At 43.3% G+C, this 23,331-nt stretch carries 21 protein-coding genes; 10 read left to right on the top strand and 11 right to left on the bottom strand.

Annotated elements, in window-relative coordinates; all coding sequences use genetic code 11:
* Window positions 1–13 precede the first annotated feature (13 nt).
* From GPM24_RS01075 to GPM24_RS01055, 5 genes are all read right to left on the bottom strand, one after another.
* Complete coding sequence (locus GPM24_RS01075; protein ID WP_158824895.1) at window positions 14–667, bottom strand: IS1096 element passenger TnpR family protein; 654 nt, start codon at window positions 665–667, stop codon at window positions 14–16.
* 43 nt (window positions 668–710) lie between these two features.
* Window positions 711–2,123: a CCA tRNA nucleotidyltransferase gene (locus tag GPM24_RS01070; protein ID WP_158824894.1), complete on the bottom strand. Its 1,413-nt coding sequence runs from the start codon at window positions 2,121–2,123 to the stop codon at window positions 711–713.
* Between the two features lie 63 nt (window positions 2,124–2,186).
* Window positions 2,187–2,753 carry an L-threonylcarbamoyladenylate synthase gene (locus GPM24_RS01065; protein WP_158824893.1) on the bottom strand — a complete coding sequence of 189 codons (567 nt, stop codon included), beginning with the start codon at window positions 2,751–2,753 and terminating at the stop codon, window positions 2,187–2,189.
* Window positions 2,746–3,873 carry a glycosyltransferase family 4 protein gene (locus tag GPM24_RS01060; protein WP_158824892.1) on the bottom strand — a complete coding sequence of 376 codons (1,128 nt, stop codon included), beginning with the start codon at window positions 3,871–3,873 and terminating at the stop codon, window positions 2,746–2,748. Before GPM24_RS01060 ends, GPM24_RS01065 begins: the two co-directional genes overlap by 8 nt.
* 146 nt (window positions 3,874–4,019) lie before the next feature.
* Window positions 4,020–4,838 (bottom strand): 2,3,4,5-tetrahydropyridine-2,6-dicarboxylate N-succinyltransferase, encoded by an 819-nt coding sequence (locus GPM24_RS01055; RefSeq protein WP_158824891.1) that lies wholly within the window; start codon window positions 4,836–4,838, stop codon window positions 4,020–4,022.
* 131 nt (window positions 4,839–4,969) lie between these two features.
* On the opposite strand from GPM24_RS01055, the gene GPM24_RS01050 reads away from it, so the two are divergent.
* Both GPM24_RS01050 and GPM24_RS01045 read left to right on the top strand, forming a co-directional pair.
* Complete coding sequence (locus tag GPM24_RS01050) at window positions 4,970–5,389, top strand: RNA-binding S4 domain-containing protein (protein WP_158824890.1); 420 nt, start codon at window positions 4,970–4,972, stop codon at window positions 5,387–5,389.
* On the top strand, window positions 5,386–5,661 hold the full coding sequence (locus tag GPM24_RS01045; protein WP_158824889.1) for an Rdx family protein: 276 nt from the start codon (window positions 5,386–5,388) through the stop codon (window positions 5,659–5,661). Before GPM24_RS01050 ends, GPM24_RS01045 begins: the two co-directional genes overlap by 4 nt.
* A gap of 35 nt (window positions 5,662–5,696) precedes the next feature.
* Here GPM24_RS01045 and GPM24_RS01040 read toward each other — a convergent pair whose 3' ends face one another.
* The 3 genes from GPM24_RS01040 to GPM24_RS01030 all read right to left on the bottom strand — a co-directional run bounded on the left by GPM24_RS01040 (window position 5,697) and on the right by GPM24_RS01030 (window position 7,825).
* The gene (locus GPM24_RS01040; RefSeq protein WP_158824888.1) at window positions 5,697–6,551 is read right to left on the bottom strand and encodes an HD domain-containing protein; all 855 of its coding nucleotides are present in this window, start codon (window positions 6,549–6,551) and stop codon (window positions 5,697–5,699) included.
* A 119-nt stretch (window positions 6,552–6,670) separates the two neighbouring features.
* Window positions 6,671–7,150 (bottom strand): nucleoside deaminase, encoded by a 480-nt coding sequence (locus GPM24_RS01035; protein ID WP_158824887.1) that lies wholly within the window; start codon window positions 7,148–7,150, stop codon window positions 6,671–6,673.
* A gap of 63 nt (window positions 7,151–7,213) precedes the next feature.
* Window positions 7,214–7,825, bottom strand: a complete 612-nt coding sequence (locus tag GPM24_RS01030; protein WP_158824886.1) for an OmpH/Skp family outer membrane protein — start codon at window positions 7,823–7,825, stop codon at window positions 7,214–7,216.
* A 151-nt stretch (window positions 7,826–7,976) separates the two neighbouring features.
* Here GPM24_RS01030 and gyrB point away from each other — a divergent pair, with 151 nt between their 5' ends.
* The 8 genes from gyrB (at window position 7,977) to GPM24_RS00990 (ending at window position 16,811) form a co-directional block, all read left to right on the top strand.
* Window positions 7,977–9,935 carry a DNA topoisomerase (ATP-hydrolyzing) subunit B gene (gene gyrB, locus GPM24_RS01025; protein WP_158824885.1) on the top strand — a complete coding sequence of 653 codons (1,959 nt, stop codon included), beginning with the start codon at window positions 7,977–7,979 and terminating at the stop codon, window positions 9,933–9,935.
* Between the two features lie 125 nt (window positions 9,936–10,060).
* Window positions 10,061–10,795: a hypothetical protein gene (locus GPM24_RS01020; RefSeq protein ID WP_158824884.1), complete on the top strand. Its 735-nt coding sequence runs from the start codon at window positions 10,061–10,063 to the stop codon at window positions 10,793–10,795.
* A gap of 138 nt (window positions 10,796–10,933) precedes the next feature.
* Window positions 10,934–11,272 (top strand): PadR family transcriptional regulator, encoded by a 339-nt coding sequence (locus tag GPM24_RS01015; RefSeq protein ID WP_158824883.1) that lies wholly within the window; start codon window positions 10,934–10,936, stop codon window positions 11,270–11,272.
* On the top strand, window positions 11,269–11,934 hold the full coding sequence (locus GPM24_RS01010; protein WP_158824882.1) for a hypothetical protein: 666 nt from the start codon (window positions 11,269–11,271) through the stop codon (window positions 11,932–11,934). The genes GPM24_RS01015 and GPM24_RS01010 overlap by 4 nt, the downstream gene beginning before the upstream one ends.
* On the top strand, window positions 11,931–12,617 hold the full coding sequence (locus GPM24_RS01005; protein ID WP_158824881.1) for a hypothetical protein: 687 nt from the start codon (window positions 11,931–11,933) through the stop codon (window positions 12,615–12,617). Before GPM24_RS01010 ends, GPM24_RS01005 begins: the two co-directional genes overlap by 4 nt.
* A gap of 175 nt (window positions 12,618–12,792) precedes the next feature.
* Complete coding sequence (locus tag GPM24_RS01000) at window positions 12,793–13,485, top strand: 3'-5' exonuclease (protein ID WP_158824880.1); 693 nt, start codon at window positions 12,793–12,795, stop codon at window positions 13,483–13,485.
* Between the two features lie 5 nt (window positions 13,486–13,490).
* Entirely contained in the window at window positions 13,491–15,398 is a 1,908-nt protein-coding gene (locus GPM24_RS00995) for a DUF294 nucleotidyltransferase-like domain-containing protein (RefSeq protein ID WP_158824879.1), read from the top strand.
* A gap of 141 nt (window positions 15,399–15,539) precedes the next feature.
* Window positions 15,540–16,811 carry a hypothetical protein gene (locus tag GPM24_RS00990; protein ID WP_158824878.1) on the top strand — a complete coding sequence of 424 codons (1,272 nt, stop codon included), beginning with the start codon at window positions 15,540–15,542 and terminating at the stop codon, window positions 16,809–16,811.
* Between the two features lie 747 nt (window positions 16,812–17,558).
* Here the strand turns inward: GPM24_RS00990 and GPM24_RS00985 are convergent.
* From GPM24_RS00985 to GPM24_RS00975, 3 genes are read right to left on the bottom strand one after another with little or no spacing between them, the layout of a single operon-like run.
* Window positions 17,559–19,529 carry an OmpA family protein gene (locus GPM24_RS00985; RefSeq protein ID WP_158824877.1) on the bottom strand — a complete coding sequence of 657 codons (1,971 nt, stop codon included), beginning with the start codon at window positions 19,527–19,529 and terminating at the stop codon, window positions 17,559–17,561.
* Between the two features lie 9 nt (window positions 19,530–19,538).
* On the bottom strand, window positions 19,539–20,537 hold the full coding sequence (locus GPM24_RS00980) for a PorP/SprF family type IX secretion system membrane protein (protein WP_158824876.1): 999 nt from the start codon (window positions 20,535–20,537) through the stop codon (window positions 19,539–19,541).
* The gene (locus GPM24_RS00975; RefSeq protein ID WP_158824875.1) at window positions 20,534–23,176 is read right to left on the bottom strand and encodes a DUF8696 domain-containing protein; all 2,643 of its coding nucleotides are present in this window, start codon (window positions 23,174–23,176) and stop codon (window positions 20,534–20,536) included. The genes GPM24_RS00980 and GPM24_RS00975 overlap by 4 nt, the downstream gene beginning before the upstream one ends.
* Between the last annotated feature and the right edge of the window lie 155 nt (window positions 23,177–23,331).

Genomic DNA, 23,331 nt, shown 5'->3' with positions numbered 1-23,331 from the left:
ATTTATAGGTTGATTAATAATCCTCATCACGGCCACCGCTACGGCGACCAGATTCTTCCTCATCAAAACCTTCGTTGTCCGAAAATTCATTGCCAAATTCATCTTCTTCCTCATGGCTTTCCTCATCGTCATGAGCGGCAGCACCCGAGCCGGGTACCTCTTCAAAATCTTCAGTATCTTCCGGTGTATATTCCATTTCGTTCAGGAAGTCAAAATCTTCATTGGTTGGTGGAATTACAGTTGGATTATACACATTACCAAACTGTTTGGGCGCTTCGCCTACGCTTCTTGATGTAGTTGGGTAGGTAACACCTGGCGCATCGTCTAATATCTTCACCAGTTCTACGTGGAAATCAAACGGGCGGTCAAAGTTGGATGTATAGTAAAACTTTTGATGTGGATCATCAATGAAGTTGCTCAGTTTTGAGTTTTCCATCAGGGCCACGCCACGGTCAATTTTACGCTGACTAGGCTTGAACGCTATTTCTTCGCCTTTTATCCATTGATCGGTGCTGATGTAAAAAGATGATGAATAGTCAGGGTTATAGCCTATGGATTGATGAATAGCCTGATGTAAATCCGCGAAGGTTTGAGTTGATTTAATATCAACTTCGCGCATTACATCGTCATAATCCTCAAAAGTAACTCTGAACCTGTAGATTGCCATTTGTATAGGTTGATTTTATAATGTTAAAAATACTGTTTAAAATTTAATTTGTGTTTGCCACAACTTTTAAGCCAATTTCTTGGCCTTTGGCTATAGTGTATTGTAAAGCGGCTTCGTAAGTGTTCGGAATTTCACCTTCCAATATCGCTTCGCGGATCTGGTTCTTGATAATACCTACTTCCCGGCCTTCTTTTAGCCCAAAAAGCTGCATAATATCGTTTCCAGTGATAGGAGGTTGCCAGTTACGCACGCGATCACGCTCTTCAACATCTTTTAATTTTTGCTGAACCAGCTCAAAATTCTGGCGGTATTTTTTAATCTTGTATTCATTTTTGGTGGTGATGTCTGCTTTGCATAACAACATCAGGCTCTCAATATCATCACCTGCCTCAAATAACAGACGGCGCACAGCCGAGTCGGTCACAATCTCTTGCGTTAGCACAATAGGGCGCATGTGCAGAAATACCAGCTTTTGCACAAATTTCATATGCTCATTGAGCGGCAGTTTTAACTGTGCGAAAATTTTAGGCACCATGCGTGCGCCTCGGTCTTCATGGCCATGAAAAGTCCAGCCGTGGCCGGGTTCATAACGCTTGGTAGCCGGTTTGGCAATATCGTGCAATATAGCAGCCCAGCGCAGCCATAAGTCATGGGTTGTAGTGCTAATGTTATCCAGCACCTGCAGGGTATGGTAAAAATTGTCTTTATGTCCACGGCCGTTCACATAGTCTATACCATACAGGGCCGACATTTGTGGAAATATCAATTGCAGCAGACCGGTATCAAACAGGTACTTAAACCCAATGGAGGGTAGGGGCGATAAGATGATTTTGTTCAACTCATCGGCAATCCGCTCCGTAGATACAATGCGGATACGTTCCTTATTGGTTTTGATGGCCTGAATGGCCGCCTCATCAATTACAAAGTTAAGTTGCGATGCAAAACGAATGGCTCGCATCATGCGCAACGGATCGTCCGAAAAAGTTTCTTCAGGGTTCAATGGCGTGCGAATGAGTTTCTGCTCCATATCCTCCATGCCGTTAAACGGATCAATCAGCTGCCCGTATTGGTTGGGATGCAGCGCAATAGCCAACGCGTTAATGGTAAAATCGCGGCGTTTTTGGTCGTCCTCTAAGGTGCCATTTTCAACAATGGGCTTGCGCGATTCAGATCGGTATGATTCTTTTCGGGCACCCACAAACTCAATCTCGGCATCTTTGTAGCGCAGCATGGCGGTACCAAAGTTTTTAAATACCGATACTTTAACTTTAAGCTTTTTAGCAACCGCTTCGGCAAAGTCAATGCCATTGCCTACCACCACAATATCAATATCCTTAGATGGGCGCTTCAAAAAAATATCGCGCACAAAACCGCCTATAGCAAATGCCTGTAAATTTAACTCGGCTGCCAGTTTAGATACAACCGGAAATATGGGGTGTTGCAGGTGGTTTTCCATTGATTATTACTTCAAACTGTAAGCAGGTTGAATTTTTGCGCAAAGGTAGCTATTATGCCATGATTAACGGCGTAGAAATTCAAAACGTCCGTCGGGCTCCAATCGCATAATAGTGGAAGGCTTTTTTACTGATAAATCGTGTTGGTCAATATCCACTACATAATCCACACCATCCATAATTTCGGGTGATATTTGTGAAAAGTTTTGTGGCGATGGCTGTCCGCTGATATTGGCCGAAGTAGATACCAAAGGCTTGCGCAGGCGCTGTACCAGCTGCTGGCAAAAAGGATGTTTGCTTACCCTTATGCCTATGCTGCCATCCGGCCCAATTAAGGCAGATGAAAGGTTTTTAGCTTTGGGCATTACCAGAGTTAATGGATTTTCGGCAAATTCAATTAAATCAAAAGCAATGGCCGGAACGTCTTGCACATAGCTTTCCAGCTTGTTTTCGGTATCCAGCAAAATAATCATGCTTTTGGCTTCGTCGCGTTGTTTAAGCTGATATATCTTTTTGATAGCTTCGGTATTGGTGGCATCGCAACCAATACCCCAAATGGTATCGGTAGGGTACAAAATAATGCCGCCTTCTTGTATTACTTTCAGCGCTTTGTTTACTTCGTCTTTAAGCATTTGTCAATAGGTTTTGATATAGACTGTTGAGTTGGTTAGCCAGCTTTTCATCATCAAAATTATGGCCATATTCGAAGCCGTTGATAATCATTTTTTGTCTGAGCGATGGACTGTTCCAAACCTGATTTATTTTTTGTGCCAGATCCAACTCATTATCCGGCTTAAAATACAAGCTATCGGGCCCGCCGGCCTCTTCCAGGCAAGAACCACTGGCCGCAATTACCGGCACTCCTGATTTAATAGCCTCGAGCACCGGGATGCCAAAGCCTTCATAACTTGATGGATAAACGAATACTGTAGCCAGTTGGTATAATGCTGGTAACTCCTGAAAGCTTACATCGTGTAAAAAAGTAACCCGAGCGCTTAATTGGTTGCCATCTATAAACGCCCGCACCTGGTTAAGATAAGGAGTTGGTTTGCCAACCACAATAAGCGGCATATTCATGCGGGTATGCAGTAAAGCTTTAACCAGCACTAGCAGATTTTTGCGCTCTTCAATAGTACCTACGCACAGCAGGAATTTTTTAGGCAAATCATATTTTTTGGCTACCGCTTTTTTATAATCAGCAGTTAACTGTAAACTGAAAGCCGGATCGCATCCCTGGTAAATAACTTCAATTTTTTGCGGATCAACTTGCAATAGCTCTACCAAATCATCTTTGGTTTTTTGGCTGATAGCAATGATTCGATTGGCGGCTTTACAGGCGTAATTAATCTTGGCTTTATAGATATTCCGGCTTATCCAGCCGTAATATTGGGGGAAGCGCATAAAAATTAAATCGTGTACGGTAAGTACCGATTTAATACCGCTTTGTGCAATGCCCAACGGAAGTTCATGGCTTAAACCGTGGTATAACTCAATGCCGTCGCGCTTTAAATCGGCCACAATGCCTTTGGTGCGCCACCACGAACTAAATAATTTGCCACTTGGCGTAATTGTTTTAAGGTTGGGCAAGCGGGATAGAAAATCTAACCGGTTATTGGGTTTGACTTTAGGCGTGTACAGAAAATAGCTTCCTTGCGGATGATACGTGGCTACCACTTTAATTAACCACCGGCTGTAATTACCCAACCCGGTGTTGTTTAAAAAAGCACGTTTTGCATCGTAGCCTATTTTCATGTTTGGCGATTCCCTACACGTTTAAAATATAAATGTCATTGCGAGGGGTGATAACGACGTGGCAATCTCTTCGTTTACAAAGTATGACGACGGGATTGCCACGCTATCGCTCACAATGACAAATTGAAAATTATTTAATAATCAACTTACACCGCAACGTTATTTTCGCGCAGGGCGTTGTTTAATGAAGTCTTTTTGTCGGTTGATTCTTTACGTTTACCGATAATTAATGCACAAGGAACCTGGTACTCGCCAGCAGGGAACTTTTTAGTGTAAGAACCCGGAATTACTACCGAACGGGCAGGTACGCGGCCTTTGTACTCAACCGGGGTTTCGCCGGTTACGTCTATAATTTTGGTTGATGCTGTTAATACTACGTTGGCACCTAATACGGCTTCCTGCTCAACATGCACACCTTCAACTACAATAGCGCGTGAACCTAAAAAGCAGTTGTCTTCAATAATTACAGGTGCAGCTTGTACGGGTTCCAATACGCCGCCAATACCTACACCGCCGCTTAAGTGGCAATGTTTACCAATTTGTGCGCATGAGCCTACTGTAGCCCAGGTATCTACCATGGTACCTTCGTCTACATAAGCACCAATGTTTACGTATGAAGGCATCATGATTACGCCTTTAGCCAGGTAAGCACCATAACGGGCAATACCGTGAGGTACTACACGAACGCCGGCTTTACGGTAATCGGTTTTCAGCTTCATTTTATCATGAAATACAAACGGACCAACTTTGATCTCTTCCATTTGCATGATAGGGAAGTACAGGATTACTGCTTTTTTAATCCAGTCATTTACGTGCCAGCGGTTAGCAATTATTTCGGCAACACGCATTTCGCCTTTGTCCAGGCGTTCAATTACTGTTTCTATAGCAGTAATGTAATCATTACTGTTTAACAGATCCCGGTCATCCCAGGCATCTTCAATCATTTTTTTTAGAGTAGCGGGCATTAGTTCAAACTTTTCGCAAATTAAGGGATTTTTAAGGAGATTTGCAGAAAGCACTGCGCTAACTAACCAATCCTTTATTTGTTAGTAAAATATTTAAGTGGAATTACAGCGTTATTGAGCTTTATTAAGTTATGCCAGAAAAAGAAAAATTACGAATAGATAAATACTTGTGGGCCATCCGCATTTTTAAAACCCGCACAATGGCGGCCGATGCTTGTAAAGCCGGCCGTGTAAAGCTAAACGGCCAGAATATAAAAGCATCACACGAGGTTAAAATTGGCGAGGTTTATCATGTGTCTAAGGGGTTAGAACGTAAGGTGGTGAAAGTAACCGGCTTGCTAGAGAATAGGGTGGATGCCAAAACCGCCGTAAATTTTTATGAAGACCAAACACCGGTAGAGCAAACCACTTCATTTAAGTCGATGTTTCATGCACCGATATTGCGGCGCGACCGTGGTACGGGACGCCCCACCAAGCGCGACCGCCGCGAGATCGACGATTTGCAGGAAGGATATTTTGTTCCACCAACTAATCAAGAAGAAGACGAATGAAGCCTACCGTCAGTATAGAATATTGCCCCAAGTGTGGCTGGATGCTGCGTGCCGCCTACATGGCACAGGAACTGCTTATCACCTTTACTGATGATGTGCATGGTGTGCTGCTGCAGCCCAGCGAGATAAGCGGCAGCTACATTGTTCGTATTAATGAGCAGGAAATTTTTAATCGTAAAGTGGCAGGGCGCTTTCCGGAAGTTAAGGAGTTGAAACGATTGGTGCGCGATGTGGTAAATCCCGGCAAAAGTTTGGGACACTCAGATAGGTAGCGCGCGAGCAGTACTTATTAAAGCCGTATAAATACTTAATTTGAAACTGCCGGGTGTAACTCTCTCCTTTTAATGCGCTCGGCAGCTCCTTTTACCTCAAACTGTTCAAAACCATCCAATTTACTTATAGCTTTCAATTCATCGCTATAGCCTTGTGAGCGTAATTTGGCTAAAACGGCTTCATCATCCATCTGCATGTCCGCGGGCTCTAACAATCCCTTGCTTAATGCTGTTTTTATTAATTCGGCCATCCGTTGGTTGGCGTATAAATATTCTGGTTTTTTTAAATACGCTTCGTTCAGTTTTTTAAACTGCATGCTTAGCCACCGTGCAGACGCCTCATCTGCCGGGGTTAAACATCCACTGCCAACTGTTAAGTTTAGCATGAAGTGCTGTATTTCGGTAAGGCTTATTAGCCCCGCATGGTAAAGGTCGCGCAGGGTATAATCTATACGGTCGGCACAAAGTTCAGGTAAAGGTCTTTCCAGTAGTGTATATTGGTCAAAATGCTTCAATACTTGGTCGTAACCATATTTAGCTAAAATCATGGGGATTTCTGACCTTTCAATCACGTCTGCAAAAATGTGCTCATGGTAATCTTCATCGGGATGGTTAAATACTTGATCGCCAACGTGTGAAAAAGCAGTATGCGAAACATCATGCAGTAGGGCTGCTATCTGCTCCTCCACACTACCGCCAAAGTGGCGCACCAAGCACAATACACCTATAGAATGTTCATAACGTGTATGTTGCTGCGAAGAATCAACTAAAAAGATTGCGCCGCCCTGATGAATTCCTTTAAGCCTTTGAACAGGGGATGATGAGACGAGTTCTTCTAAAATACCGTCCACCTCAAAGTTGCCGTAAATGTTATCCTCCAATACCAGCATACTCTAATTTGATTAAAAAGACAATTGATGCAAAAGCCGCTTTAAGTCAATTTTTTAAAGCGGCTTTATTGCAATTATTCGTTCAATAATTGTGCCCGGATGGGGCATTGAAATCTAAATTAATAATGAGTTTTTGATGTTGAATCGGTCCATGCTTTAAAGGCGCCTAACGCTTCATTGCGCAGTAACTGTACTACCGGTAGTTTGCGTTCTGCTACAGGCCGGTCCAGTTCTTCGTAAATAAAATGGTCGTCAAAGCCAATAGCGGCGGCATCTACTTTGGTATTGGCATAGTATATTTTATCTATGCGTGCCCAGTAAATAGCGGCCAGGCACATGGGGCAAGGCTCACAACTGGTATAAATCACACAGCCTTCCAAACTAAATGTGTTTAGTTTTTGACAAGCCAAACGAATGGCCGATACCTCGGCATGGGCGGTAGGGTCATTGTTAGGGACTACTTTGTTGCCGCTACCCGCTATTACCTCTCCGTCTTTTACAATCACCGCACCGAAAGGGCCGCCCAAGCCTTGAGCTACATTTTGTTCAGACAGCGCAATGGCCATCCGCATAAATTCATCGTGTTGCGTGTTTTTCATAAATCAAATTCCATAAAAAAACCTCAACTGTTGGGTTGAGGTTTTTGTCCGTTTAACAGTTTGTTATTTTTTATCTTTAGTGTAAGCGTCATTCAAGCGTTTCACTACCTCTCCAGTAACGTCTAATGATGGGTCGCCATACAGCATAGTAGCGTTGCCTTTTTGGTAGGTCAAAATCATTTTATAACCTTTTTCTTTGGCATAGGCTTTCATAAAGTCTGATATCTTTTCGTACAGCTTTACCTGCTCGCTACCTTGTTCGTTTTGTACCTGGGCACCGGCGTTTTGACTGTATTGCTGAAACTCCTGGCTTTTGCGTTGTAAACGTTGCTCGGTAGCGGCGCGCTGATCGGCACTCATGGTATTGGCATTACGCTGATACTCGGCCACCTCGCGCTGAATGGCTTGCTGGCGGGCACCTACATCATTTTGTGCGGCACGGCCTTTGGTTTCCAAACGGGCAGTCATATCTTTTACATACTGATATTGTGATAAAAGAGTATCCTGATTTACGAAAACGATCTCGGCTTTATCGTCAACAGGTGCAGCGGTGCTGGCAGCAGGCGCGGTAGTTTCTTTCTTATCTTCGGTTTTGTTAGAATTACAGGCTGCTAAGGTACCTGCTACTAATAAGCTTAAAGTAATTTTCGTAAAAATCGAAACAGGGGTTTTCATTATGCTAACTTAAAAAAATTTCACAAATATAAAACTTAACTACAAGTATCCTAATGTTTTTAATTACAGTGTAATGGCAGGCATAGTTATCCACAGTAGCGTCAATCTGCTGTAATTTTCGTATATTTGTTAGTTATTTATTCAAATAAATATGAGCGAAGAAAATCAGGACAGATCCAATTATTCAGCAGATAATATACAGGTTTTAGAAGGCCTGGAGGCAGTGCGCAAGCGGCCATCCATGTACATTGGCGATACCGGCGTTAAAGGTTTGCACCACTTGGTATACGAGGTGGTAGATAACTCAATTGACGAGGCGCTGGCTGGTCATTGCGATGATATTAAAGTTTTCATTAAACCTGATAATTCTATTGAAGTGCGGGATAACGGCCGGGGTATTCCTACCGCCATGCACACCAAAGAAAAACGTTCGGCACTAGAAGTTGTAATGACGGTATTACACGCCGGTGGTAAATTTGATAAGGATACTTACAAAGTATCGGGTGGTTTGCACGGTGTGGGGGTAAGTTGTGTTAATGCCTTATCTACCCATTTGCAGGCTATCGTTCGTCGTGAAGGAAAAATATTTACCCAAGAGTATGAAAAGGGTAAACCAATGTATGATGTAAAAGTAATAGGCGAGGCTGATGTTACCGGTACAACAGTAATATTTACACCCGACCCTGAAATCTTTACCGTAACTACCGAGTATAAGTACGATACTTTGGCTGCCCGTTTACGCGAATTAGCATTTTTGAACAAAGGCATCCGCTTATCATTAACAGATGAGCGTGTTACCGAAGACAACGGTGAGCATCCTTACGAAGAATTTTACTCAGAAGGCGGCTTAAAAGAATTTGTGAAGTTTTTAGATGGTACGCGTGTACCTATTATTCCTGAGCCTATATATGTAGAAGGTACCAAACAAGGTATTCCGGTTGAACTGGCTTTGCAGTATAATGATACTTACTCTGAAAATGTGCATTCGTACGTTAACAACATTAATACTGTTGAAGGCGGTACGCACGTGGCCGGTTTCCGTATGGGGTTAACCCGTACGCTAAAAAACTATGCCGATAAAGAAGGGTTGTTAAAAAACCTGAAAGTTGATATTTCGGGTGATGACTTCCGCGAAGGCTTAACCGCTATTATTTCGGTTAAAGTAGCTGAGCCGCAGTTTGAGGGCCAAACTAAAACCAAGTTGGGTAACAACGAGGTAAGCGGTGCTGTGAACGTAGCCGTAGGCGAAATTCTGAGCGTTTACCTGGAAGAAAATCCGAAAGAAGCACGCATGATCATTAATAAGGTGATTTTGGCAGCAACAGCCCGTGCAGCAGCTCGTAAAGCCCGCGAGATGGTACAACGTAAAAGCGTAATGAGCGGCTCGGGTTTGCCTGGTAAACTGGCCGATTGTGCAAACAGTGATCCGGAAAAATGTGAGATATACCTTGTCGAAGGTGACTCGGCAGGTGGTACTGCCAAACAGGGCCGTGCACGCGAGTTTCAGGCCATTTTGCCGTTAAGGGGTAAAATACTGAACGTAGAAAAAGCCATGGAGCACAAAATCTACGAGAACGAGGAGATCAAGAACATGTTTACGGCCCTGGGTGTAAGCATTGGTACTCCCGAAGATAATAAGGCACTGAACATTACCAAACTGCGTTATCATAAGATTATCATCATGACGGATGCTGACGTGGATGGTTCGCACATTACGACTCTGATCCTGACCTTCTTCTACCGTTATATGAAAGAACTGGTAGAAAACGGTTATGTATACATTGCCACACCGCCGCTCTACCTGGTTAAAAAAGGTAAAGAGTTTGAATATTGCTGGAATGATGAACAACGCAACACCGCTATACAGCGCTTAAAAGGTGCCGGTAAAGAGGATAGCGTACACGTACAGCGTTACAAAGGTTTGGGCGAGATGAACGCTGAACAGTTATGGGAAACCACTATGAATCCAGATACCCGTACCTTGCGTCAGGCCAGCATTGAAAACGCTGCCGAATGTGATCATACTTTCTCTATGCTGATGGGTGACGAGGTAGCACCGCGTCGTGAGTTTATCGAGAAAAATGCCAAGTATGCTCGTATTGATGCATAATTGATCAAATATTGTAATTAGTGAAGCCCGGCAATTTGCCGGGCTTTTTTGTTATTCTGGTGCTTCAAACAGTCGTAACTTTACTTGCAATTCAACATTTTTGGTGATGAACCGTTATGATAAGTATGTTTAGAAGTCGCTTTTATAATAACATTTTAACTGTATCTGCTTTTCTGGTATCTGGTTTGGCAGCATGCCAAAGCCCGGAAAGTAAAACATCATCTGCCCTGAATGGGCAAGACAGCACACATGCCGTTGCTGAAAGTTACACGCCTGCCAATGGTAATTATTGCTACCAACTGGCAAGTGGTTCGCAAGGTAAAGACACACTTGATATTACACTCCAAATTAGTGATGGACATGTTTCGGGCGATATGTCTAACCGCATATTTGAAAAAGATGCCAGGAAGGGCGCTTTAGAAGGGAGTATTAAAGGGCAGGATATCTCTGCTATCTGGACTTACTCGCAGGAAGGCACTAAAGACACCATGAAAGTGCTGTTTAAAATCAACAAGGATGACCTTTGGCAGCGCTCCATAAAATACAACGCGCAAACGCAACGCGAACAGACCGATCAGAATGGCGAATGGATAAAAGTTCCGGCAACAAATTGTGAGCTTAACACCACAGGTAAGCGCATTGAAGTTGTAGGCGAGGTGGTGAACACAGAGCCGCAAGAACATGGTTATATCGCCATTGTAAAAGGCAACGATGGTAAAACCTACCGGGCAAACATCAGCAACATTCGGTTGGAAAGAAACTTTAAACGATATAACAAAGGTGATAAGATAAAGGTGGCTGGTGATACGGTGAGCGTTCAAAGGCAGATGCAGGTACAAGTGCAAGAAATTCGTCAGTAGACTTAGCTGTAAAACTTAAATTACAAATCGGTCTTACTCTTTTTTCGTACATGCTCAATTGAGATCAGGAAGGCATTTTTAACCAAAAAAGTATACATAAGTATTTTAGGTATATAGTTTTGTTATATATTTGTCTTCATGAGTACTAACCCTTTATTAAAAGGCACTTTGCAAACCATCATCCTCAAATTACTAGAGGATAATGAAAAGATGTATGGTTACGAAATTACCCAAAAGGTAAAAGAGCTTACCGTGGGCGAATTGAAGCTCACAGAAGGTGCATTGTACCCAGCTCTACACAAATTGGAGGCCGATGGGTTGCTGGAAACATTTACCGATGTAGTAGATAACCGTGTACGTAAGTACTACCGCCTTACTCAACAAGGTAGCCAGGAAGTAACTAATAAGCTGCAAGAAGCGCAAGCATTTATTGAGCATTTGCAACTGCTGTTAAACCTTAAACCTCATACATCATGAACATTACGCCCGCACAGCAGGACAGTATCCGTGAGGTACTTTGGCATAATACCAAATACCGCGAAACCTTTGAGGAAATATATGATCATATCATCACCAGCATTGAACATGAGCCCGAAGGTACGCGTGAACCGCATGAAGTTGCTCAAGATATCATTTCAAACGAATTTGGTGGCTGGGAAAAGTTAAAGGAGCTGGAAAAGCTGCGGCAAACCGAAGTTAGTTCGCATATAAGGGCCAAGCAGTGGCAATACTTTAAAGAGTATTTCAAGGCGCCGCTTATTGTTTTTACATTACTTTCGGCTGCAGTAGTTTACTATATGGCCAGCCACGTAACGCGCAAACCGCTTTTTATAATTATTTATATTATGGCTATGGCGCCCGTTGGTTTGTGGGTAAAAGTAGCGCCATTTAACCCTTTCAGTAAAAAGCATAAACCGTCTGTTAAGCAGGGGATAGCCCAAAGCTTGTGTACCATAGGCATGAGTATATTTAACTGTCTTGTGTTTTTGCCATCGGTAATGATGAATGATGATCAATATAAGTTTTTTAATCAAATGCACATTTCGGTGCTTACCGTTATTGCCGTATTATACATCGTGCTCGGCCTGAGTATCGTCAAGGTGTTCAAAGAAGATTTAAAAATACTCTATACAGCATGACGTTATCCGCATCCGACATCCAACAAATTCGGACCTTTATTTCAAAACGGGGCTTTACTGAGCTAGATCTGCAACTGGAAATTATTGATCATGTGGCCTGCCGGGTAGAAGAGTACATGAACACTCAACCCAATTTGAAGTTACGCGAAGCCATACAGCTTACACATGCCGAATTTGGTGTAATGGGGTTTAGTGTTTTTGAGGATGCCATGCGCAGTACATTGCAACAGCGGTATTTGCAACTGTTTAAAAATACATTTATTTCATGCTTTAATTGGCGGCTGCTGCCGGCCATAGCGGCTTTTGTATATGTATTGGCACTAATTTGCAGTAGTACAACACATGCCGAAATGTTATATAACTATACAGGGGTAGCTTTATTGATTGTTTTGGTTTTAAATGGTTTGGTTAATTATAGCCGTTACAAGGCTTACCGCCACATGCTCACCTTTAAAACCGGAAATGCCTTTTTAATAATCAGTTTAGTGTTGGTTCAGGTATATAATTATGGCTTTATCCAGTTTCGCTTATATCAGTTTCTGACACCAACTGGAGCCGGGTATGTATATGGTATCGTAATATTGCTGCTGATGGTAACACTGTATTCGGTCAACAAAATGCAGCAACACGCTATACAGCATTGTAAAACTTTGCAGGAAAAATATCTTTTGGCAGCAGCTTAATGCAAACGGTTATAGATTTATGATATTGCCAAACATTAAATCTGCATCGGCCCGAAATTTGCATATAATTAGTACTTTGCAATGCCAAACGGAGCTACACTAACCAATTATAGCTTCTCAAAACTGAGTATAATAGTTTATATCCGCCCGGCTGCTGTATTAAATCTATTTTAGCGTGAACGATTACTTGTTGTTTGTAGATACGGAAACCTCGGGGTTGCCCGTAAACTGGACACTGCCATATTCAGCCGAAGGCAACTGGCCATCGGCAGTACAGGTAAGCTGGATTATTTATACAAAAGAAGGTACGGAAGTAAAGCGGGAAGACCACTACATCCGTAACGATGATTTTTTTATCACCCCCAAAGCCATGGAAATACATGGCATTAACCCCGGTTTTTTAGCCATTAAAGGCGAGCAACGGCAAAAAATAATGACCTTGCTGGCAGCTGACTTAAACCAATACAAGCCATTAGTAGTAGGCCATTTTGTACAGCTGGATTACCATGTGCTCAACGCCGATTTTTACCGGGCTGGCATTCAAAGTCCACTGCCGGGTTTGCCCTTGTTTTGCACCATGACCGCTACCACACGTTTGGTATGGAACCCTATGCCCAAAAGTATGCTGCTGGGCGATTTGTATAATTATTTGTTTTACAAGCCGCTTCAAAATCAGCACAATGCTGCCGCTGATGCGCAGGCTACCGCCGAATGTTTTTTTGAACTGTTGAAACGTCAGGAAATCAACCAAAAAAGTATTGACGAGCAGCAGAAGGTTGGTATAAAAGAAAAGAATTCATCGGCACTCAAAATACTTGGGTTTACTATTCCGTTTTTAATTCTGATACTAGTTTTTTTATTGACTTAGCAGGCATGAACGAACGTGTAAACTATTTGCAGCAAGTAACTCCATTTAACTTATTGCCTCTTGATGTGTTGGAAAGTGTGGCCCAGCAGTTACAGGAGGTAAGATATTCGAAAGATAAAATCATCTACCATCAGGAATTAACCAAGCTTAAAGGTGTGGATATTATTGTAAAAGGCGAATACGAGTCGTTTTTTTACGATAGCATGCAAAATAAGCGTTTGTTGGAACTTCATGGTCCGGGGTTTTGCTATGGTGGGGTATCGGTGTTGTTAAATCGCCGTCAGTCATTACGCACAGTGGTAGCTAAAAAGGGTACGGTGGTTTATTTTTTGCACCGCCGGGACTTTAGAGTGTTGTGCAAAGCGTACGAAGATTTCTTTACCTACTTTACGGCCGAGTTTGGCAAACGGATGCAGAACGAAGAGTTTGTGCATTTCTTTAAACAGCCGGCTCCATATGAAGAGAGCTACCTGGCGGCCGATCAGCTATACTCTCGTAAAATAGAAAGTATTGAATACCGGCCCATTGTATCATGCAATGGCAATACGCCCATTTTTGAAGCCGCTCGTATAATGGCCCTCAATAAGGTAAGCTGTTTGTTTGTAAGGGATGATGCCAATAACATTGTTGGTTATGCAACTGATATTACCTTGCGCGATAACGTAATAACCCAGTGCCGCGATGCCCGCGATACTGTACAAACCGTTATGGCTAACCCTATTGTAGCTATTGACCTGGATGCCTATGTGTACGAAGCGGTGCTGATGATGTTCAGTACCAAAACGCGGTATCTGTTGGTAAAAAAAGGGGATGATTATATTGGTTTTCTAAGTCGTAATAAGTTACTGAGCGAGCAGGCGCAATCACCGCTGGTATTTATCCAGTCGGTTAAGTCGGCGGTGTCTGATGATGAATTGAAACGCAAATGGGAATCAGTTCCGCAATTTGTCAACCAATTGCTGGAACGTGGCGTGAATGCCGAGATAGCTAACCAAGTAGTTACAACCATTGCCGATACCATCGCCCAAAAGGTAATTGAAAATGTAATTGACAGCGTAGGGCAACCACCGGCCAAGTTTGTGTTTATGGTACTAGGAAGTGAAGGCCGTAAAGAACAAACCTTCAAAACTGATCAGGATAACGCCATTGTATATGAAGACAAGGCCAATGAACACCGTGAAGAAGTGCGGGCTTACTTTTTAGAACTTGCCCAGCAGGTGTCAGACCGGTTAAACCACATTGGCTTTGTATACTGCACCGGCGGCTACATGGCGCAAAACCCTAAGTGGACACATTCGCTCTCACACTGGAAACGCAATTATACCGCCTGGATGGCTGATGCCTTACCCGAAACAGCCATCAACTTCTCTACCTTTTTTGATTGCCGCCTGGTATATGGCGACGCTGCCATCTTTGACGAGTTGAAAGCCTTTTTGGATGAAGAATTAAAGCAGCCGATGGGGAAATTGTTTTTTAGCATGGCTAAAAATGCTTTACAGTACGAGCCACCACTTACTTTCTTCAACAACATCCGCACGTTTACCAAAGGCACGAGGGAGGTGTTCGACATTAAAAAGGCTATGACGCCTATTGTAGACCTAATGCGCGTATATGCACTTAAGCACCGCGTGTTTGAAGTAAATACAGGTGAGCGTCTTCGAGCCTTACGTAAGCTGGAAGTGTTTTCCGAAACAGAGTTTCATGAACTGTCGCAATCGTATTACTTTTTGATGAGCATGCGTTTGAAAAAGCAAGCCGTGCAAATTATCCGTGATAAAACACAGCCCGATAACTACATTGATATTTCAGGTCTTTCTAAAATTGAGCGAGTTACGTTGAAAGAGATTTTTAAAATCATCGGTAATTTTCAGGCCCGTATACGTATAGAATTCACTAATAACGTGTTGGGATAAGCTTCATTATACCTTAAATGATATTTGTTAAATTATCGTATAACAGTTTAAATTTATTACAATAGGTTAACTTATTTTAGATAAATCACGTAATAGTTTAATATATTGGCTAGCCCTAATATTTAATAAACTATTGCTTGCATGAAAAAAGCTGCTGTATTGCTGCTACTTGTTGCCTTTTTTGCCAGTTGTAAAAAAGACGAATCTACAACACCTTCAACAGATAATACTGATCTGGCTCCCTCAACAGCCGTGCTGCAAACGGTTGCCCAGCAAATGCCATCGGTATTACCTAAACATGTTGCCTTTGGTACCGAAGGTGATATTACTTATGCCAATAATTTCATTAAAGAGTCCGACTATCAATACCAATATTTGGCCGGTGACATTTTTAGCAGTGGCTGGACTACTTGGAATTTGCCTTATGGTTCATTCGTAACCAATTACCTGAACAAGGTAGGTTCTATGGGTAAAATTCCGGTATTTACTTATTACAATATTGTGCCTGCTAAAAACAGGTTTGAAGATCCCGGCTTTACCAACCTGCATGATGCCGAGGTGATGAATGCCTATTTTAACGACTTTAAACTGGTGCTTCAGCTATGCAAAAAATATAACAAACCGGTTATTATCCATTACGAGCCCGATTTAATGGGCTACATGGAAATGTTTAAAAAGGACGCCACAAAAACAGCTGTTAAAGTAAGCGATAGTGGTAACTCCGAGGCACAGGGCTTTAGTAATGATGCCAAAGGGCTGTTTCAAACCATTGTTAACATGCGCAACAAGTATGCACCCAATGTGCTGTTGGGCTGGCATGCTTCGCAATGGGCCACCGGGTATGATGTGATTAAAGACAAGCACAACCCCGAGCAAATTGCTTCCGAAACGGTTACTTATTACAAATCGCTGAATGCCAAGTTCGACCTGATTTTTTCTGAGTTTTCTGACCGTGATGCTTGGTACGATAAATTGGTGCGTGGTAAAGCCAACGCCGAATGGTCAACTCAACCCACAGCCGCCAACGGTAACCTAAGCGATTACGACCGTTTTCAACGCTTTTTGGCAACGCTTAACCGTACCACCGGGCAAAAAATTATATTGTGGCAAATTCCTATAGGCAATCATCAAACTAAAACCTGTAACAATACCCTTGGACATTACCAAGATAATAAAGCCGAATACTTTTTACAGCAAGTGTTGGACAATGGCAGCCAGGAAAAAATTAAACAATACGGCCAAGCGGGTGTAATTGCCTTTTTGTTTGGCAAAGGCCATGCCGATTGTACCAGCTTTATGGATACCCGCAAAGATGGCATAACCGGTGCTAACGAAACTGCCGATGACGATGGTGGCTACCTGCGTAAAGGTATTAAGGCTTATTATCAAAAAGGGGCAGTAGCAGTGCAGTAAAATATTGATAGTTAGTAGTTGCTTAGTGCTTCATATGTTTGTTTGTGCGTTTTGAACTTCCTTCAGTGCTATTAAACTCACTTCGTCTGCTCATTGCCGCAGGGTCTACTTACTCTGTCATAGCCACAAAGTAAGCAAAAGGCCTAGTCCTCTCCAATGCTTCTTTTGCCACATGGCCCAGTGCTGCAAAGCCGGGCTGCACCACGGCTGTTTATCTTTTGCCCTTGTTAGCCGCACATGGACTGCGCTTCAGCAAAAGCTAAAATGCCCGTGCCTTTGCGCACATGCCCAACATGTGCTGCCCTGCTTTCGCCCAGAAGCTAGGAGATGACGAACAGTCAGAGAGAGTAAGAAGCTTTGATCTCATCTTGTCATTGCGAGGAACGAAGCAATCCCGTCAAAGGACAAGCTATAAACTTCACAAAGAACGAGGTGGCCACGCTAGCGCTCGCCATGACAAAGCTGGATAAAAAGTTGAAAGAGAATGAAGTTCTTTCAATTCCTTAATTCTAATAATTCCGGTTCAGACAAAAAGAGCGCAGAGGCCCGCTATCGCGCCCTGGCCCGCGTAGGGTATGTGAGCAGACAGGGGATCGCGAGAGCTAGGCCTTTTTCTTTTGTGGCTATGACAAAAGAAATAGCCTCTGCGGCAATGAGCAGACTGCATAAAGTGAATAATCACTGAAGGAAGTTCAAAATACACTAACTAAACAATAATAGCACAACCCAACGCACTGCAAATAAACCCTATTCATCACTTAGCACCTTAAACTCTGTACGACGGTTTTGACGGCGACCGGCAGGATTATCCGTGCCATCCGGGAAACTGTTAGGTACCCGCGGGCGTGATTCGCCATAACCTTTGGCCGTGATACGGGACGGATCGATGCCTTTAGACAGTATATAATCCACACAAGCCTGAGCCCGTTGTTGCGACAAGCGGTTGTTAGACCAATCAGGACCAAAAGAGTCGGTATGGGAGCTGAGCTCTACTTTGATTTTAGGGTTATCTGTCAGGATAATTACCAGCTCATCCAGTACTGATTTAGCCTGTGGCTTTAGGATAGCTTTGTTGAAATCGTACAAGATATTGTTGATCACTACCGGTTTGTCAATCTCATATTGCTGCTGGCAAATTGCCGGGTTAAATAAGGTGTCTTTTTTTAAGCCGCTGGCTTTAGGTACGGTCAGCACTTTGGTAAAATAGCCTGGCTTCTCTATCCGCAACACGAAAGACTGATCGGCCGGGTAGCTGAATTCGTATTTGCCATTTACCGAAGTATTTACGGCATCAAAAGTTTTTTTGGTTTTGGCGTCTACCAGAACAACAACCGCATTGGGCAGAGGTGTATTGGTGGCGCAATCTAACACCAAGCCTGCCAGTACTATGCCAGGTACGGGTGGTGTATATTTAACCTTAAATAAGCTTAAGCAACATTCCGATTCACGGTCTGAACTGATGTAAACTAGATTTTCCTCTTTATCATCAGGGTAATAATACAAATCGGCTTTGGTAGAATTGTAAGGGAAGCCCAAGTTTTTAGGAGCACTCCACAGGGCACCGGTATTTTCGCTTTCAAACAAATCAAAATCGCCCATACCAACAAAGCCTTTTGAGCTGTAATACAATTTATGTGTACGCTCGTTGTAGTAAGGCGATTGCTCATCCTCAGTCGAATTAACAATATTTCCCAAATTAACAGTGTTGGTCGGGTTGCCTTCAATATCCAAATCACTCATCCATATATCGGTACCGCCATAACTGCCTGGCCTATCAGATACAAAATATAAACGCTTGCCATCGGCTGTAACATGGGGTTGCATAGCGTTATAGCGGTCGGCATTCACAAAGCTGTTCAACTTCTGCGGAATGGTCCAGCGGTTGCTGACAAAGCGGCTCAGATAAATAGCGCTTACAACTTTACCATTTTCCATGTACCAGATTGTGAGGTAAACCCTTTTGCCGGACGCTTCCAGCGATGGTGTGCCGTAGTGATACGCCAATTTATACATCAGCTTTAAGTCAACAGCCGTTGCCGAAGCGGATGCAACACCGGAGCTATCCTTAACGGTGATATAAATATCATTCAATCGCTTTTCATTCCCTTCGCCCGTACGCGACGATGTAAACCAGAATCTGCCATTGTTAATAGTCAGTGCAAAGTCGGCGGCATCTGCGTTTAACGTGCTAGCCATTTTGAGGGCTTTGGCATGAGCCGGTTTTTTCAACTGATCTTTAGCAAACAAACAGTTATTCAGTTCTTTTTTGCCTAAATCAGCATTGATTTTATTATTCTGATTCGCTGTTAAAAACAGTTGTAATTGGTTAATGGCATCATCCAGGTGATTATTAGCCCGCAAGCATACAGCATACCACAGCCGGGCGAGGGGATAAGCAGTGTCGTTTTTATCAACCACCTTACGATAATGGTCCTCAGCTGCAATAAAGTTTTGATACAGGCGGTACGATTCGGCTAGTTTGTAGTCAATTTCTGTAACCAATGTTTGTTTAGGGCGCTTACTGTTGCGTACCGAAAAATAAGGAACCGTACCTTCTTTAGTAGTGGTATTATTTTGCAGTGCTTTTTCGTAATAGTAAGCGGCCGTTACATAATCCTTACTAATAAACGCTTTATCGGCCCGTTCCTTAAAAGCTTTGTTTTGGGCTAAAGCTGCTGTGGCGATGAAAAAAGTAAGAATGCAAAAGAGTTTTTTCATACAATAACATTAAAGCCTGGGGCAAACCGGTTCGCGGCTGGATAAACGATGTTTGAAAATGTAACTCACCGAAAGTTCATACACGCCCTGCTGATTGACAATGGTTTTAAGTGGTGATGTACTGTAATCGTAACTTACACCAATCAAAAAGTTTCTAAGGTGAAAGCCTGCATTGCCTACGGCAGCATCGTTTAAACGATACATGCCACCCAAAATAAGGCTGTATTCCTGTTGTAGCTTAAACTCCAAGTTCATACCTGCAGCACGGATCTGGTTTCGGCTTTGGCGAATATAAACTGCATGTGGCGTAACGTCTAAAAAGTCGGCTGCACGGATACGTAAACCGGCGTGTGCCGTTAGCCTGACAGGGATACGGCTGTTCAAGCCATCTGTAGCGAACGGATCTTTAGCCGGCGCTAAGTGGGCCGCACTGGCACCAGCAAACACGTTTACGGTGTTGGAAGGTGTACCATCGTAATAAAATACACCGGCACTGGCATCAAAAACCGTGGCGCTGGTGCTCGAAAAAGTCTCGAAGCTAGGCATGGTAGGGTCATAGCCCACTCCCGGATTGTATTGATTGTCAAACTGCAACTGGTTGGCACTAAAGCTGCGGTTAATTACACCTGCCTGTAATCCAAAATTTAGCCGGTGATATCCGCTGCTGGATAAAGCGATTTGATAGCCGAATGAACCATAAGCGGCGAAATAATTATAACCTGCTGTGCCGGCTGCCTGGTTAATGGCGTTAAAGCCCAGTGCTAATTTATCGGTAGTCCTAAAATCGCCCGAAACGGCTGCCGTGCGGTATCCTTTGCCCACGCCTGTCCATTGATCTTTAAAGTTTCCGGTTAGTCTAAAATCACCGTCAACAATACCGGTGAGGGCCGGGTTAAGCCATAGCGGATAAGCATAATACTGGGAAAAGTGAGGGTCAATTTGTGCATTTACCCGGCTTACACAAACCAGCATCAGCAATAAAATTTGGATCGATACTAATTTTTTCAACGCAATAAAGTAATGGTTCCTTTTTTGTTCACTTCGTGCCCATTATTCATCACCGCCTTCAAGTAATAAATATATACGCCTACCGGTTCTTTAATACCTTTGTAACTGCCATCCCAACCAGTATTAGGGTTGGTTGAGGTAAACAGTAATTCGCCCCACTGGCTGTATACATAAAAAGTCATGCTTTTAATGCTTGGGCTGTGTACTTGTATAATGTCGTTTTTACCGTCGCCGTTAGGGGTGAAGGCGTTGGCTATATAAATCTCGTCGGTTTGGCTGATGGCTTGTGCAGTTGCCGAACCGCTGTTGCTCTGCTCGCAAGCGGTTGTGCCCAGCGCTCTCACTAATATGGTTGCCGTTTGATTTTCTGTTAAGCCGGTAATGGTATGAGTTAATCCGTTGCTGCCCGAACTAGGGTCTGTATAAGTCTGGCCATTGTTAATACTTACCAGGTAGCCTGTTGCGCCGCTTATAACATCCCATTTAAACGTTATACTATTGCTGGTAGTAGCAGCTACCGATACAAACGGCGTAGCCAGAGGCTGTATTAATTGTACTTGTACGGTTTGCCTTGACGTTGATACGCAACTAGTTGCGTTATTAATCACTTCTATATAATAAATTTTGACAGCATTTAACGCTGATGTGGTAAACGTAGCGCCGGTAGCCAGCGGGCTGCCGCCTGTTGCTGCAGCATACCAGTTGATAGTAGCATTAGGTATATTAGCGGTTGCCTGTAAAGTGGCACTATTACCCGGACAAATTAACGTACCCTGTACGGTAACTTGTGGCAATGGTACCACTGTTACGTTAACAGATGTTCGGGCTGCCGATGTACAGCCGCCGGCATTGGCTGCTTCAACATAGTAGGTAGTATTTGATGTAAGTGCTGGCGTGTTAAAAGTTATGCCGGTTCCTAAGGCAGGGCCTCCGGTGGCGCTTCCATACCAAGTATAAATAAGTCCAGTTTGCGGATTAGATACGGTTAACACAGCGCTGGTTGAACTGCAGGTTGTAGCCTCATTTGTCAACACCGCTGGTGCCGATGGTGGCGGTGTTATATTCACTTGTATAGCGGCGGTAACTGTACTGCTACATGTGCCGTTCGAGCTTTCTACATAAAACACGCGGCTGGCAGTGATAGGTGATGTGACATATGTACTACCGGTGTAAAGCAAAGTGGTGCGTGCTGGCGAGTCGTACCAGTTATAAGTTAAACCTGTTTGTGCCTGAACGGATAGTGTTGCGGCATTGCCCGAGCAAACCGATACCGCAGATTGTGTGGGTACTGGTGTAGCAGTTAAGGCAGATATAGTAATGGTAACCACATTACTCACTAATGGTATGCTGCATTGCCCTGATGTTACCGTGCGGCGGTAGTATGTAGTAACTGCGGCAACTGGTGGGTCATAATCTTTTGCCGTAGCGCTGGCAATATCGGTAAATGTACTATTGTTGGTTGAACGTTGCCACTGGTAAGCATAAGTATTGTTGCCACCTGTTGGCGTGTTACCTATCAAAACGGCGGCATCACCGTTAACGCAAAACGTAGTTGTAGCCGGAGCATTGATGCTGTTATTAGCGATTGTATTTAGCACCGTAAACATTATGGCATTGCTTATCAGTGGTGTAGTGCAACTACCCGACGTTACCATTCGGCGATAGTAAGTGTTGGTGCTGATAACCGGCGGGTCATAGCTTTCGGTGGAAGCTCCTGCAATATTTGTAAAATTCGTATTGTCGGTTGAGATTTGCCATTGATAACTGTAATTGCCACTACCACCAGTAGGGGGACTACCGGTGATAGCGTCCGGATCACCACTTAAGCAAAATGTTGTAATGGCAGGTGCCGTAAGGGTATTGTTGGCTAGTGCTGATTGTATTACAATGGCTACAGCGTTACTGGGTGCCGGCGTTACGCAACTGCCGGCTGTTACCACACGGCGGTAATAGGTTGTAGTACTTAATGCAGGTACAGCAAAATCACGATTAGTAGCACCAGTAATGTTGTTGAACATTGCGTTATCGGTTGAGCTTTGCCATTGATAACTGTAATTACCACTGCCACCGGTTGGCGTGCTGCCCGTAATAGTTGTTGCGGTACCGGTTGAACAAAAGCTGTTTACCGCCGGTGGTGTAAGCACATTGTTAAAAATGGGCGATGATGCTTGTACTGTTACATCATAATACGAGTCATAGCCAGATACAGCCCCATTGGTTATTTTACGACGGATGTTGTAAATAACATCTGTACTGGTGTTATTAATTAACAATGATGGCTGATAATCGGCATTAGTGTTGATACCAGGTGCATTAACCCAGGTGTTGCCTTGCAGCATTTCCCAAGAGTAACTGTCTGGCGGAATGGTTTGCGCGTCACCCTGTATAAGAATTGAAGCACCGGAACAAATTGTAATAGGTTGTGCTGCAATAGATAAACGCGTTGGCGTAGTGAAAAGTAAATTGTTTAGATTACTAAGAAAACTTGGTTTGTAATGAGATAATACTGAGTGTTGTAAAGTGTAATAACCGACACGCTTTCGCTGGACGTTTACCTTAACCGTATTGGATAACGCAGGTAATGGCGAACCCCAATAGGCAAACAAGAGTAAAAGACAAGGTACAAGTTTCTTATACATATTAAAATCGTGACGGCTTGTGGCAGGATAGTAATCAATCAGAATCTTAGCACCATATCATGTACGCAGATACAGACCGAAATCAGAAACCCTGTCAAAACTGAGCTCATGGTTATATGCCGGCGAGCTGCTGTTGAAATTTTTTAAATCACTTT

This window comes from Mucilaginibacter lacusdianchii (assembly GCF_009770985.1).
GTDB classification, from domain to species: domain Bacteria; phylum Bacteroidota; class Bacteroidia; order Sphingobacteriales; family Sphingobacteriaceae; genus Mucilaginibacter; species Mucilaginibacter lacusdianchii.
The sequence above is the reverse complement of the archived record's forward strand: the minus strand, read 5'-3'. Positions and strand labels throughout refer to the sequence as shown.

What these genes read in the sequence shown, in the direction of transcription:
- GPM24_RS01065 (WP_158824893.1), bottom strand. Translation starts at nt 2,753, where the DNA reads ATGCTTAAAGACGAAGTAAACAAAGCGCTGAAAGTAATACAAGAAGGC.
- GPM24_RS00995 (WP_158824879.1), top strand. Translation starts at nt 13,491, where the DNA reads ATGAACGAACGTGTAAACTATTTGCAGCAAGTAACTCCATTTAACTTA.
- GPM24_RS01010 (WP_158824882.1), top strand. Translation starts at nt 11,269, where the DNA reads ATGAACATTACGCCCGCACAGCAGGACAGTATCCGTGAGGTACTTTGG.
- GPM24_RS01005 (WP_158824881.1), top strand. Translation starts at nt 11,931, where the DNA reads ATGACGTTATCCGCATCCGACATCCAACAAATTCGGACCTTTATTTCA.
- GPM24_RS01070 (WP_158824894.1), bottom strand. Translation starts at nt 2,123, where the DNA reads ATGGAAAACCACCTGCAACACCCCATATTTCCGGTTGTATCTAAACTG.
- GPM24_RS01045 (WP_158824889.1), top strand. Translation starts at nt 5,386, where the DNA reads ATGAAGCCTACCGTCAGTATAGAATATTGCCCCAAGTGTGGCTGGATG.
- GPM24_RS00985 (WP_158824877.1), bottom strand. Translation starts at nt 19,529, where the DNA reads ATGAAAAAACTCTTTTGCATTCTTACTTTTTTCATCGCCACAGCAGCT.
- GPM24_RS00990 (WP_158824878.1), top strand. Translation starts at nt 15,540, where the DNA reads ATGAAAAAAGCTGCTGTATTGCTGCTACTTGTTGCCTTTTTTGCCAGT.
- GPM24_RS01040 (WP_158824888.1), bottom strand. Translation starts at nt 6,551, where the DNA reads ATGCTGGTATTGGAGGATAACATTTACGGCAACTTTGAGGTGGACGGT.
- GPM24_RS01015 (WP_158824883.1), top strand. Translation starts at nt 10,934, where the DNA reads ATGAGTACTAACCCTTTATTAAAAGGCACTTTGCAAACCATCATCCTC.
- GPM24_RS01035 (WP_158824887.1), bottom strand. Translation starts at nt 7,150, where the DNA reads ATGAAAAACACGCAACACGATGAATTTATGCGGATGGCCATTGCGCTG.
- GPM24_RS00975 (WP_158824875.1), bottom strand. Translation starts at nt 23,176, where the DNA reads ATGTATAAGAAACTTGTACCTTGTCTTTTACTCTTGTTTGCCTATTGG.
- GPM24_RS01060 (WP_158824892.1), bottom strand. Translation starts at nt 3,873, where the DNA reads ATGAAAATAGGCTACGATGCAAAACGTGCTTTTTTAAACAACACCGGG.
- GPM24_RS01030 (WP_158824886.1), bottom strand. Translation starts at nt 7,825, where the DNA reads ATGAAAACCCCTGTTTCGATTTTTACGAAAATTACTTTAAGCTTATTA.
- GPM24_RS01075 (WP_158824895.1), bottom strand. Translation starts at nt 667, where the DNA reads ATGGCAATCTACAGGTTCAGAGTTACTTTTGAGGATTATGACGATGTA.
- GPM24_RS01050 (WP_158824890.1), top strand. Translation starts at nt 4,970, where the DNA reads ATGCCAGAAAAAGAAAAATTACGAATAGATAAATACTTGTGGGCCATC.
- GPM24_RS01020 (WP_158824884.1), top strand. Translation starts at nt 10,061, where the DNA reads ATGTTTAGAAGTCGCTTTTATAATAACATTTTAACTGTATCTGCTTTT.
- gyrB (WP_158824885.1), top strand. Translation starts at nt 7,977, where the DNA reads ATGAGCGAAGAAAATCAGGACAGATCCAATTATTCAGCAGATAATATA.
- GPM24_RS01055 (WP_158824891.1), bottom strand. Translation starts at nt 4,838, where the DNA reads ATGCCCGCTACTCTAAAAAAAATGATTGAAGATGCCTGGGATGACCGG.